12 protein-coding genes are annotated in these 12,845 nt (G+C 57.6%); 9 read left to right on the top strand and 3 right to left on the bottom strand.

All coding sequences use genetic code 11. The annotated features are described in order from the left end of the window. Nucleotides 1–54: 54 nt before the first annotated feature. Together ROO76_23335 and ROO76_23330 are read left to right on the top strand one after the other, a co-directional pair. A complete protein-coding gene (locus tag ROO76_23335; GenBank protein ID MDT8071102.1) occupies nucleotides 55–1,233 on the top strand; it encodes an exo-alpha-sialidase in 1,179 nt (392 codons plus the stop codon). After that, nucleotides 1,230–1,526 carry a MoaD/ThiS family protein gene (locus ROO76_23330; GenBank protein ID MDT8071101.1) on the top strand — a complete coding sequence of 99 codons (297 nt, stop codon included), beginning with the start codon at nucleotides 1,230–1,232 and terminating at the stop codon, nucleotides 1,524–1,526. Before ROO76_23335 ends, ROO76_23330 begins: the two co-directional genes overlap by 4 nt. A 29-nt stretch (nucleotides 1,527–1,555) precedes the next feature. Here the strand turns inward: ROO76_23330 and ROO76_23325 are convergent, their stop codons facing one another. After that, on the bottom strand, nucleotides 1,556–2,347 hold the full coding sequence (locus ROO76_23325) for an ATP-binding cassette domain-containing protein (protein MDT8071100.1): 792 nt from the start codon (nucleotides 2,345–2,347) through the stop codon (nucleotides 1,556–1,558). Nucleotides 2,348–2,548: 201 nt separating this feature from the next. Then, the gene (locus ROO76_23320) at nucleotides 2,549–2,923 is read right to left on the bottom strand and encodes a hypothetical protein (GenBank protein ID MDT8071099.1); all 375 of its coding nucleotides are present in this window, start codon (nucleotides 2,921–2,923) and stop codon (nucleotides 2,549–2,551) included. Between the two features lie 201 nt (nucleotides 2,924–3,124). On the opposite strand from ROO76_23320, the gene rpe reads away from it, so the two are divergent. From rpe to ROO76_23290, 6 genes are all read left to right on the top strand, one after another. Next, on the top strand, nucleotides 3,125–3,799 hold the full coding sequence (gene rpe / locus ROO76_23315; protein ID MDT8071098.1) for a ribulose-phosphate 3-epimerase: 675 nt from the start codon (nucleotides 3,125–3,127) through the stop codon (nucleotides 3,797–3,799). A gap of 62 nt (nucleotides 3,800–3,861) precedes the next feature. Then, complete coding sequence (locus tag ROO76_23310; protein ID MDT8071097.1) at nucleotides 3,862–5,259, top strand: outer membrane protein assembly factor BamD; 1,398 nt, start codon at nucleotides 3,862–3,864, stop codon at nucleotides 5,257–5,259. A 243-nt stretch (nucleotides 5,260–5,502) separates the two neighbouring features. Beyond that, nucleotides 5,503–6,333: a hypothetical protein gene (locus ROO76_23305; protein ID MDT8071096.1), complete on the top strand. Its 831-nt coding sequence runs from the start codon at nucleotides 5,503–5,505 to the stop codon at nucleotides 6,331–6,333. A 101-nt stretch (nucleotides 6,334–6,434) separates the two neighbouring features. After that, nucleotides 6,435–7,232: a DUF2071 domain-containing protein gene (locus ROO76_23300; protein ID MDT8071095.1), complete on the top strand. Its 798-nt coding sequence runs from the start codon at nucleotides 6,435–6,437 to the stop codon at nucleotides 7,230–7,232. Between the two features lie 112 nt (nucleotides 7,233–7,344). Further along, nucleotides 7,345–8,100, top strand: a complete 756-nt coding sequence (locus tag ROO76_23295) for a metallophosphoesterase family protein (GenBank protein MDT8071094.1) — start codon at nucleotides 7,345–7,347, stop codon at nucleotides 8,098–8,100. Nucleotides 8,101–8,359: 259 nt separating this feature from the next. Next, the gene (locus tag ROO76_23290) at nucleotides 8,360–8,770 is read left to right on the top strand and encodes a PilZ domain-containing protein (GenBank protein ID MDT8071093.1); all 411 of its coding nucleotides are present in this window, start codon (nucleotides 8,360–8,362) and stop codon (nucleotides 8,768–8,770) included. Nucleotides 8,771–9,346: 576 nt separating this feature from the next. Here ROO76_23290 and ROO76_23285 read toward each other — a convergent pair. Next, nucleotides 9,347–10,660: a citrate synthase gene (locus tag ROO76_23285; GenBank protein MDT8071092.1), complete on the bottom strand. Its 1,314-nt coding sequence runs from the start codon at nucleotides 10,658–10,660 to the stop codon at nucleotides 9,347–9,349. Nucleotides 10,661–11,226: 566 nt separating this feature from the next. On the opposite strand from ROO76_23285, the gene ROO76_23280 reads away from it, so the two are divergent. Continuing rightward, the gene (locus tag ROO76_23280; GenBank protein MDT8071091.1) at nucleotides 11,227–12,666 is read left to right on the top strand and encodes a DUF4382 domain-containing protein; all 1,440 of its coding nucleotides are present in this window, start codon (nucleotides 11,227–11,229) and stop codon (nucleotides 12,664–12,666) included. Nucleotides 12,667–12,845: the final 179 nt, after the last annotated feature.

Genomic DNA, 12,845 nt, shown 5'->3' with positions numbered 1-12,845 from the left:
CAGTGTCGATTTTTGAACAGTCCAATCGTCAATAGGGTAAGGAGAAGAACGTCTATGAGTGGGGTACGACTTTTAGTTGGGACGCGCAAAGGCGCGTTCGTGCTGACCTCGGATGGCAAACGGGAAAAGTGGGATATCAGCGGGCCGCACTTCGCCGGCTGGGAGATATACCACATGAAGGGATCGCCCGTGGATACCAACCGGATCTACGTCTCGCAGACGAGTGGCTGGTTTGGACAGTTGATCCAGCGATCCAGCGACGGCGGCAAAACCTGGGAGGTCCCGGGCGGCGAACCTGAGAAGGGCCCCTTTGGGCAACCGATGGGCCAGAGTAATAAATTCGCTTACGACACGTCAGCCGAGACAGGGAAACCGCTGACGACGCATCAGTGGTACGACGGCACGCAGCATCCGTGGGAGTTTAAGCGCGTTTGGCACCTTGAGCCATCGTTGAGCGATCCGGATACGGTTTACGCCGGTATCGAGGACGCTGCGATCTTCCGTTCCACCGACGGTGGCACTAGTTGGAAGGAACTGGCCGGACTACGCGGCCATGGCACCGGGCCGAAGTGGCAGCCGGGCGCGGGTGGCATGTGCCTGCACACCATCATCCTCGATCCGAAGAACCAGAACCGAATGTACATAGCCATCTCGGCCGCGGGTGCTTTTCGCACGGATGACGGCGGCAAGAGTTGGAAGCCCATTAACCGCGGCCTGCGTTCGGAGTTCATTCCCGATCCGAACGCCGAGATCGGCCACTGCGTGCACCACATCGCCATGCACGGTTCGCGGCCTGACACGCTCTTCATGCAGAAGCACTGGGACGTAATGCGCAGCGACGATGCTGGCGATAACTGGAAAGAAGTCAGCGGCAACCTTCCCACTGACTTCGGCTTCGTGATTGACGTGCACGCCCACGAACCCGAGACGATCTACGTCGTTCCCATCAAGAGCGACGGAGAGCATTTCCCGCTCGACGGCAAGCTGCGCGTCTATCGCAGCCGTTCCGGCGGCAACGAATGGGAAGAGTTGAGCAAGGGATTGCCGGAGAAGGATTGCTACGTCAACGTGCTGCGTGACGCCATGTCAGTCGACAAACTGGACAAGTGCGGCGTGTACTTCGGCACCACGGGTGGTCAGGTGTACGGCACTCGCGATGCCGGTGACTCCTGGTTCCCCATCGTCCACGATCTCCCGGCCGTGCTTTCCGTTGAGGCGCAGACATTGCCATGATTCGCGTTGTCCTGCCTACGCACTTGAAGACGCTGGCAAAGGTCAGCGGCGAAGTACAGCTCGCGCTGGAAGGCCCGGTGACGACGCGCACCATTCTCGACGCGCTAGAGAAGCAGTATCCGGTGCTGACGGGAACCATTCGCGATCACGGCACTCTGAAGCGCCGCGCCTTCCTGCGCTTCTTCGCCTGCAATGAAGACATTTCGCATGAATCCCCAGATGCTCCGCTTCCCGACGCCATCGCTTCGGGGGCGGAGCCCTTCTTCATCATTGGTGCGATTGCCGGGGGATAACCGCAACAGAATTAAGGGACGCGGCTTGGCTAAGCGCTGAGTTCGGGCGTAGCCGCGAGCAGCGAGCGCGTGTATTGCTCCTGTGGCGCGGTCGTGATCTGCTCCGTCGTTCCGATCTCCACCAGTCTTCCGCGCTTCATCACCGCGATCCGATTCGCGAGATAGCGCACCACGGGCATGGAGTGCGAGATGAACAGGTACGTCAGCCCAAACTCGCGCTGAAGGCGCTGCATGAGATTCACGATCTGCGCGCCGACGGAAACGTCGAGGGCGGAAACGGGTTCGTCGGCGACGAGGAAGCGCGGCCGCAAGGCGATTGCGCGTGCGATGCCGATGCGCTGGCGCTGGCCTCCGCTGAATTCGTGCGGGTATCGCGCCAGTGCGGATTCATCAAGGCCGACGGCGCGCATCAGTTCGGCCGCGCGGCGGCGCCGTTCTTCGGCGGAAAGTTTCTCGTGAATAATGAGCGGCTCGGTGACGACGTCGAGAACGCGGAAGCGCGGATCGAGCGAGCCGAACGGGTCCTGGAAGATGATCTGGAGTTCACGGCGGGCGTGACGGAGTTCAGATCCTCGCATCGCGAGCAGGTCGCGGCCCTCGTAACTGATGCTTCCCGAGGTCGGTTCGATCAGCCGCAGAATCAGTCGGCCGAGCGTGCTTTTGCCGGAACCGGATTCCCCGACCAGACCCAGCGTTTCGCCGGACTCGATGTCGAGGGCCACATCATCGACAGCACGAAGCTCTCCACCGTGTGCGGTTCCGAAGGCATCCTGCCGATGAGGGTAGATCTTCGTCAGAGAGCGGATGGAGAGAAGAGGCACGGAAAGAAGGTACTAGGTGCGAGGTGCGACGTTCAAGAGGTTGCTCAGTTTCTCAGCCGCGCCAGGTAAGAAAGCTTCCGGCTAGAAGTGATTTGCTGAGGAGCTGAGTACCTGAGTAGCGGCAAAAGGAAAAGGCCCTCGCCGACTATTGCGAAGACCTCTCTTCCGCGCGGTAAATTCGCGCCCGCCGGTCGCACTCGCTCATGCGGCGCGGGGAACGTCTCCCGGGGGCTGTTTGTGAGAAGCCACAGAGGCCGCTGGAGTTGTCCTTCGAAAATAGCGGAGCAGAAAAATAGCCGCCATCAGAGCTACTACGGTCCGCCAGTCAGGAACGAGAAGGTCCAGCAGGGCTGCGCGATTGGCCTGCGGCGAGTTGATCGCGGCAAGCTCTTGAAAATAAACTGTCGTTTCTGGGTTCTGCTCGGGACCGTCCCAGCCCGCGCGGGCCGGGATATAAGGATCGGGTTTCGCCTGCGGTTGCGCCAGCATTTCCTTCAGGTCTGGACGCTTCGGCGTAGCCGCCGCGGGGACCGCGAATGCCAGCAACAACAAAATGATTGGGCGAAAGCGAAGCACCTCTGTTGGATGCCGGTGTGGGTGGGGAGTTGTAGAGGTGAGAAGACTCTCGGCCACAACCTCGATCTTCCACCTGCGCTGTTGAACCTGAGCTCCGGTGAGGACAGTAATCCCACTTTCTGGGATTAAGTCCATATTGAAGGGTGCGGCGACGGCTACAATGCTAGAATTTCCACAGTCACTATTGCGAGAGGCTCGGTTTTGATCGAACTGGCTCCGTCCATCCTTTCCGCCGATTTTGCGCGCTTGGGCGAACAGGTCCGCGAGGCTGTTTCGGCGGGGGCCACCGTGCTGCATCTCGACGTAATGGATGGGCATTTTGTCCCCAACCTGACGATCGGACCGCCGGTGGTGAAGTCGGTCCGCAAGGTTGTCGATGTGCCCCTGGATGTTCACCTGATGATCGAGCGGCCGGACGACTTCATTCCAGCCTTTATCGATGCGGGAGCGAACTGGGTCAGTGTGCATCAGGAAGCCTGTGTCCATCTGCATCGCACGCTTGAGTACATCCGGACCCTCGGAGCGAAGGCGGGTGTGGTGATCAACCCGGCGACGCCAGTACATACGCTGGGGGATATACTCGGGATCGTCGATTATGTTCTGGTAATGTCGGTCAACCCGGGTTTTGGCGGACAAAAATTCATTCCGCGCTCACTGGAGAAGATTCGCAAGCTGGTCACAATGCGCAACGCCAATGGCCACCACTACAGGATTGAGGTGGATGGCGGGGTAGCGCATGACACCGTCGCCGATGTAGTTCGCGCGGGCGCGGAGTTGCTGGTGGCCGGAAACGCCGTCTTCGGCCATGGCAATATCGGCACGAATGTGCGCGATCTCCTGAGGATCGCGCATGAGGCTACTCTGCAAAAGGTCTAACACGGAGCAGCCCAAGCCAGTGCAGAACAATCAGACTTTGTAAGACCCTCGAGGTGGTAGGGATGTTTCGTCGATTCGTCATTGCTTTCTTGCTGGCTTCCTGTCTGCTGGCGGTAGTCGGATGCAGGAATAAGAACGTTAAGAACCCGCTGGCAAATGTAAATTCCAAGCAGCCGGACAAGGTGTTGTTCGATCGCGCTATGGACGCGATGCAGCATCGAAAGTACGACGTCGCCCGTCTGAGCCTGCAGACCCTGATCAACACCTACCCCGACTCCGAATACATTGCGCGAGCCAAACTGGCAATCGGTGACTCGTGGTATGCCGAGGGTGGCTCAGCCGCCCTGGCGCAGGCGGAAAACGAATACCGCGACTTCATCACCTTCTTCCCGAACATGCCGGAAGCGGCGGAAGCGCAGATGAAAATCGGCGACATCCACTACAGGCAGATCGAGAAGCCGGATCGCGATTACACGCACGCAAAACGCGCGGAGGACGAGTACCGGCAGATGCTGCTGCAATATCCGGATAGCAAACTGGCTGAGACGGCGAAAAAGCGTCTGCTGCGAGTGCAGGAGATCCTCGCGGAACGCGAATACCGCATCGGACGGTTCTACTACCTGCGGCAGTCGTGGCCGGCGGCAATTGCGCGACTTAAGACGCTCACGGATACCTATCCGCTATACAGCAAGGCGGACGATGCGCTGTTCATGCTCGGCCAGTCATATGAGCAGGAGTTGGATCGGATCCGGACATTGCAGACCAACAAGGCCTTCACAGAACAAAAGAAGGCCCAGCTGATCAAGATGTATACGGATGGCGCCGGCGAAGCGTATTCGAAGATCATTACGAAATACCCGATCATGCCGCGGGCCGAAGATGCCAAGGCACGATTGAAAGCGCTGGACCTGGCGGTACCTACGCCAACTCAGGAAGCCATTGACTGGAACAAGAAGCTGGAAGCAAGCCGAGGTGAGATGGGCCGCATGAGTCGCATCATGCTGACGTTCCACAAGGGCCCGGACTTTGCGCCTGCCGCAACCACAGGCGAGCCGGTACTCGTAGACCCGAAAGAGACGTCGGCTCCCGAGCTGATCAAGGAAGCCAACGCGATCATAACCGAACCTTCGAGTGGCGGCACCGGAAAGGTCTCGGCGGAGACGCTCCCCTCGGGCGGCAAAATTCCGGAGAGCCAGCCGGTACCACGCTCCGATTCTGGTGGGACACCGGCAACGGACAGCAGCGACGTTCCTAAAGAGATGCCGGCGCAGCTAAACCAGGCCGATACGGGCTCAACTGCGTCGAGCAGCGATTCGAACCCGAAGTCGTCGGCTGCGACCAAGCAGGGCGACAACACCACGTCGGCGGACGCGAAGAGCTCCGACAACAAGGACGATCAGCAGGTGAGTTCTTCCAAGCCAAAGAAGAAAAAGGGCTTGCGAAAGCTTATCCCATTCTAGACGACCGAAAACTGGCTGCGGATTTGCGCGGATTCTTTGAAATTCTAAGGAATCCGCCTGTTATCTCCAAGATCCCAAACATCCGTCAATTGCCGCAGTTCGCGTCAATACCCATTACGGGGGTAACCAGAGACGCATCGGTTGTTTCTTTTTTGTAACTTCTCAGGCCATGTACAATCAGTTACATTATTAAGATCAGTAGGATTCAGGCGGTAAGGTTTTCCTATCTATAACTACTGCAAAATGTTTAAAGCACTCCTATATACGGCCTTTTTTGTTTCGACGATTAGTGCGTTTGCGCAAGTTCCCAGTGGGCCTTACGCGTTTATGGGAAACGCATTCGTCTCCAACGACCGGCCCGCCGATATCGATCTGCCCGGTCCGCCTATGCCATTGATGGCGCCGGAGCTGGCGCTGCAGATGTACGAACAGCGTGCGGCCGAGCAGGATTCCAAGCTCGCCGAATACTCAGACCAGATGGTGGTGGAAGCAGTATTGCCGGACACGTCGCAAAAGGGCGCGTACGAATTGGTGCGCAGTTACAGCGCACGGCCACGGCAGCTGAGCTTTCAGAGCGTGAAATACACCGGTGATGCCTTCGTAAAGACGAACGTGATCACGCGCTTCCTGCAGTCGGAAGTGGACCACGTGCAGAAGGGCAACCCCGCGGCGAGCGCAATCAACGATAACAACTATAAATTCGCCTACAAGGGTACCGAACGCTTGAACGGGCGCCTGATGCATGTGTTCCAGCTCAAGCCTCGGCACAAGAGCCCCAACCTCTTCAAGGGCAAGATCTTCGTGGATGCCTACACTGGTAGCCTTCGGCGCGCCGAAGGTACCGTGAGCAAGTCCCCGTCCTTCTTTATCCGGAAGATCGACTTCGTGCAGGATTTCGAGGATATCAACGGTTTCACGGTTCCGGTGGCAATGCGCTCCACGACAAAAGCCCGGATTATTGGCCGCGCGATCGTTAGCGTGTTCCACAGGGCATATATGCTGAAGCCGGCCCCTGTGCCCAGTAGCGCAATGATGCAGGATGTGGCGAAATCCCTGATGCAGGACATCTACTGAGCGGTCTTGAGTTCAGGTTTCCAAGGCGTTCCGATGAAAACGGAACGCCATCTTCGTGCGCATACGTTCCCCCGACACTTGCGATAAGCTAAGTTTCCGACGTGGACAGCGAAGTTCAGACACGTTTTCTGGGCGCCGACAGCATTCTGTATGCGACGGCGCACCGGCCATGGCCGCCGCCGAGCGGACACTGGCTCATGACGCAGACCTGGAACGACCTCCTGTTCGCGCACTACGCCGTCGATCCTGAAGTGGTCCGGAAGCTCGTTCCCGAAGTATTGACCCTTCACCTGTACAATGGCGCCGCCTGGATCTCGGTGACGCCGTTCTGGCTCAGCAACATGCGGCCCCCGGGTGTTCCCTCCGTACCCGGCTTCTCACAGTTCCCTGAACTCAACGTCCGGACCTATGTCACCTATCGCGACAAGGGCGGCCGCGAGCGGCCGGGCGTGTATTTCTTTTCGCTGGATGTCGGAAATCTCTCGGCAGTGTGGGGTGCCCGGATCTTCTTTCGTCTGCCGTACTGGCATGCGTCGATGAAGATCGAAGGCAAGGACGAGATCACGTACCGTTCCAAGCGAATCCACGGACCGAAAGCAAAGGACGGCATGCCGGAGTTTCGAGTGCGATACTGGGCGGTCGGTCCGGCGCGCCGCGCTAAACCAGGGAGCCTGCCCGAGTTCCTGGCCGAGCGATATTGCCTTTACGCCTGGAATCGGAAGAAGTTGTATTGCGCCGAAATCCACCATCTGCCTTGGCCGCTGCAGATGGCGGAATGCGAAATTGAAGTGAACACCATGTGCGAGCCGTTGGACTTGGAGTTACCGGCAAAACCGGATCTTGCGCAGGTTTGCCGCAGGTTGAAAGTGCTGGTGTGGCCGCCGGAGAGGCTACTGTAATCACGAAGCCACGTCCGCTGACGAGGCGGACATTGCGCACCAAATGTTTCGTTGTAAACGCGATGGATGACGCTTTCCGTTCCAACGCATATAATCCAACGCCGTACCCCTCATGCGCGTTCTCGTAATCAGTGACATCCATGCGAACCTCGAAGCGCTGGAAGCCTGCAAAGCAGCCTTCCCGGCGTACGATCGTATTGCGAATCTTGGAGATGTGGTCGGATATGGCGCGAGTCCCAATGACGTGGTGGAGCATTCTCGCGAACTCGGAGGTCTTCTCGTTCGTGGTAACCACGATCGTGCGTGCGCAGGCCTGAGCGATGTGAATGATTTCAATCCCGTCGCTGGCTACGCGGCAATGTGGACGCGGAATGAGTTGACCGTGGAGAATCGTCGCTGGGTGGCGCAACTGCCTGTCGGGCCAATCAAGGACGAAGGCATACCGGGCGTGATCTTCTCGCACGGTTCGCCGCTGGATGAAGACGAATACATCCTTAGCGAAGGGGTGGCACGGAATTCACTGGAGCGTAGCCCCGAAGACCTGACCTTCTTCGGCCACACGCATCTGCAGGGTGCAGTGGCGTTGCGCAACGGCGTCGTACAGGTCCTCCGGCCGGTCTATACCGATCGCAAGGACGTTGCCACGTTTCGGCTGGAGTTGCAGCCGCAGGCCCGTTACCTCGTGAACCCAGGTTCCGTGGGTCAGCCGCGCGATACCGATTGGCGGGCGGCATTCGCCATGTACGATTCTGACGACTCGTCCATCACCTTTCATCGCGTTCCCTACGACGTCGAATCCGCGCAGCACCGAATTGTCAGCGCCGGATTACCCGAGCGACTCGCTACCCGGTTGCGAGAGGGAAGATGAAGATAAAGTCCCCGAGTAACGAAACCTGGAGTTCGCACCGCGTGAACTTCAACATGTGATGTAGGTCACACAGGACTGCAACTAACGATGTAGAGCTGCTGCATAGTTCGGGCTATTGTCGACACTCGCCGCCACCTTTTAGCATCAATACCGCGACAACTACAGCCTTCCCCCGAAGCTGTCACGGGCGCCGATTTTCACAGTCGGCGCTCTTCGTGTTGGAAAGGAAGATCGGTCGTACCGAGGGAGACCCCGAAGTATGAATTTTCTGAGCATCAGGGCCCGGGTTCGACAGCAGTTCTCGAACAGCACCGACGAAACAGTCCTACCGGAACTCACATCCACCTATGTAAGAGAGCGGCGCCGCAGCCAGCGTAGCGAAGTTGAAACTCTGGTAGCCGCGGTCACGAAGAGCGGATCTCGTTTTCAGGGTTACTGCCGCAATCTGAGCCGCGAGGGAACAGCGGCCATCATCTGGGGGGAATTAGAAGTCGGCGAAGAAGTTTGTCTGGCATTTCGCTCCCTGGGCAGCGAGCAGGAAACAATCATTCCCGCAATCGTACGGAATTCCGTTTCTCACCGCTATGGATTCGAGTTCACGGTACGAGATGAGGCCGAGCTTCACAGTTTGCTCACGGAAGCGTGCCGCATCGAAGCAACCTACTCTTGAGCATTACTCCTCCTTGCAAAGCCGCCCGAGCAGGGCGGCTCCTTTTTTTTGCATTTTTTTTTTGCGTACAGAATTAAAGTTCAACGGTCACTGCGTTGTGCTCAGTCCGAGAGTTCGCGAGTGAGTGGAATTCTTGTGGAACCGCTGATAATGCGGCTTTGCACGACACGAGTCGGCGCGCAAACTCATCCATGAAGAAATTGAAAGAGCGCGCGAGAACGAAGAGGACTCCAGTTGCTCATTCACCGAAATGAAAAAAAGTATTGACAGCAACATCGAGTCGCCACAAAATCTTGCGATAGGAACCGTTATTAGGCAACCAGTTGTATGACGGTTCGATTTAGGGACCCAAATCTAACCTTCGAGGGAGAAGGTTCTAGGAGGCATCCATGCCGGCAAAGAAGAAAGCTGCTAAGAAGACCGCCAAGAAGAAAAAGTAGTTACGCGCGGGCGAGAGCCCGCTTTTAAGTTTGGGACCCATAAGCTTGCAACTCCTCGCCTAGTCCGGCGAGGAGTTTTCACTTTGCGCAAAAAGAAGGGCGGCCGCATCCGGCCGCCCTTCTTACCTCCACGAAATTACCGCGCGCCTACTGTCTCTTTGTTCTCTTTCGTCATTGATTCGCCGATCTTGCGTAGCGTGTGCCCAACGAATATCTGTCGCGGACGCGAAATCTTCTGTTCCGGATCCGTGATCAATTCGAGCCACTGCGCCAGCCAGCCGGCGGTGCGAGGAATCGCGAACAGTACCGTGAACATCTCCGGCCTGAACCCCATCGCTTCGTAAATCAACCCGGAGTAGAAGTCGACGTTCGGATACAGTTTGCGCTTGATAAAGTACTCGTCGCTGAGAGCGATCCGCTCCAGTTCCAGCGCCATTTCAAGCTTCGCCGTCGTGCCGGTGACGCCCAAAACTTCATTCGCAACCTGCTTGATTATTCTCGCGCGCGGATCATAGTTCTTATAGACGCGGTGCCCGAAGCCCATCAGTTTGCCATGGCCTGCCTTAACCGACTCGACGAAGCCGGGAATGTTCTCTTTCTTCCCGATCACCTGGAGCATCTTCAGTACGGCTTCATTGGCGCCGCCGTGCAGTGGTCCTGCCAGCGCCGCTGCCGCTGCTGCCGTGCAGAGGAACGGATCCGTCTGAGCGCTGCCTACGGCGCGCATCACGTTCGCGCTCGCGTTTTGCTCGTGGTCCGCATGCAGAATAAACAGCACATCGAGTGCCCGCGCCAGCACCGGGTTCGCAACGTACTTGGGCTCCACCATCTTCCACAGCATGTTCATGAAGTTCTCGGTGTAGCTCAGGTCATTGTCGGGATAAACGTACGGGAAGCCGGTGCTATGCCGGTAGCTGGCTGCCGCCAGCGTCGGCATCTTGGCGATCAGTCGCATGATGTTCAGCATCCGCTTCTCCGGATCGAAGATATCGCGCGAGTCCGGATAAACGATGCTAAGGGCGGCGACCGTCGAACACAGGATGTTCATCGGGTGCGCGTTATAGCGGAAGCGCTCGATGAAGGCCCGCGTGTTCTCATGGATCATGGTGTGGTGGGTGATGTTGTAGGTCCAGTCCTGCTTCTGCTTCTCATCCGGCAGTTCGCCGAAGATGAGCAGGTACGCGACTTCCAGGAAGGAGCACTTCTCCGCGAGTTCCTCGATGTTGTACCCGCGGTAGCGAAGGATACCCTTGTCACCGTCGATATAAGTGATCGCACTGCGGCAAGATGCCGTATTCATGAATGCGGGGTCATAGGTCATCAGGCCAAAATCGTCCGCGTCAGTCTTGATCTGCCGCAGATCGATGGCCCGAATCGTATTGTCCTGGATGGGAAGCGTGTACGTGACGTTCGTCCGGTTATCGACGACCGTCAGGGTTCCTTCTTTCATTACTATCCTCCTGGTTGAGAGGCGATATGAGTACTGTCGGGACCAATGATTCCGTGCTTACCCAAACACACGATTGTATCCAATGCCCCGATAGGTGCGGCCCGCCCCTTTAATATAAATGCAACCTTACCAATTGCGATTACGCGGGATCGCACCACGAGAACACCACAACAGGCGAAAGGCACCAACCGCCCGGGATATGAAGTTGGAGAAAAGACGAGTCGGGCGGCTCAACCTGCACGCATGTACGCGGCGATTGTCGTTCGCGGGCATAACTTTATGCTGTGAGGGGAATCACTTACGGCCGTGACCGGCTACACAACGGTTCAATATTTACCACCCAATTAACGGGAAACAATTTCCCAATCCTGTGAACTTCTGCCGATAACCAAAGGATCATCACCCCACCTTCAGGACTTGCATGACGTCTCTCCACGCATGACAATCGGCATAGTCATTCCAGTAACTTACGGCACGATTTCCGATACCCTCGCTCCGGAAAACCAGAGTTGCTGAATGGCTCCTCATTTGCATTGCAACAATGTGCTCTCCCTTGGAGGAATGGAATGAACACCCGGACTGTATCAGTCCTGCTTCTTATTGTTGTTTTTGCAGTTATCGGAGCCTTCGTCGCCTGCAGTACCGGCGGAAGCTCAGGCGGTTCGACCATGGGCAAGGTCAGCGTTTCTTTGAGCGACCCGCCCACCTGTGCCAGCCCTAAAGGTCCCTTCGATAGCGTCTTCGTTACCATTCAGGACGTCCAGATTCATCAGAGCGCGTCTGCCGGTCCGAATGATGCTGGATGGGTCGATCTGACACCGAACCTTAAGAACGCGCCACAGCAGGTCGATCTTCTTGGAATTGCCAACAACGAGTGCTTCCTCGCGACGCTGGGATCTAATACCGATCTCCAGGCCGGAAGCTACCAGCAGATTCGCGTCATTCTCTCCAATACCGCTCCGAACCCCGGCGCCAATAATCCCTGCGGCGGCAATGTCGCAAACTGCGTTATCTTGCACTCCGACGGATCACAGCATCCGCTCGATCTCTCCAGCGAAACCCAGACCGGCATCAAGATTCCTTCGGGTCAACTTACAGGCGGTAAATTCACAATTGCCGCCGGCGAGACCAAGGACCTCAACATCGACTTTGACGCGTGTGCGTCTGTGATCGTGCAGTCCAGCGGACATTACCGCCTGAAGCCTGTGCTTCACGCCGGCGAAATGTCGCTTACGTCGGCACCGGTCAGTGGAACGCTGGTCGACAGCGCCTCCTTGAATCCAGTCGCTGGCGCGACCGGAATCGTTGCGCTCGAACAGAAAGATGCGAACGGAATTGATCGCGTCATCATGCAGGCTTCGGTAGATCCGACGACCGGCAACTTCGTTCTGTGCCCGGTTCCCCCCGACGGGACCTATGACGTCGTAGCCGTGATGGTCGGACCTGATGGCACTGCCTATGCAGCCACGATTACCACGGGCGTACAGCGCGGCATGGCACTCGGGAAGATACCAATGGTCGCTCAGACCGGGACCAATACAACCGACGCTTCTATTACCGGCTCCGTGACAACGACCACGGGTAGCGCTGCCACTCCTGCCGACATCACGCTCTTTGCCATGGAGCAGGTGACCCTGAGCGGCTCGAGCGTGAAGGTTATCATCCCACTGGCGCAGCAATCGTCCTCGACCGCTTCGGTTACCACCGCGACCGGCAGTTGCGGCTCAAACAAGGATTGCGCTACCTACACCATGGCCGTTCCGGCTATGTGGCCCAACATCGGCGCAGCCCAGAGTAACAGCTACACCCAGGACACAACGACCACCCCGATCAAGTACATCGTCGGCGGCACGGCTTATGTGCCATCCTCGGGCAGCACTCTGGATTGCACACCTTCCGAGGTACTGGTCAGCACCGCCCAAGGTGGCGGCGACCTGACGGTCACCCCGGGAACGACCTCAACCGCATCCAGCATGGACTTCACCGCCTGCCAGCTGGTGCAATAGCCTTACTCCTGCAACTCGAAAGCCCGCCGGCAACGGCGGGCTTCTTCTTGGAAGGGGCGCGGCTTCAGCCGTCCAGTCAATCCTTCTTGCTTTCGCTCTTCTTCGCCTCGCTCTTGCTCTCGCCCTTCGACTCCGACTTGCTCTCGCTCTTGCTCTCCGATTTTGAAGCCGAAGCGCTC

This window comes from Terriglobia bacterium (assembly GCA_032252755.1).
GTDB lineage: Bacteria > Acidobacteriota > Terriglobia > Terriglobales > Acidobacteriaceae > JAVUPY01.
This window is presented reverse-complemented; position numbering and strand designations above follow the sequence as displayed.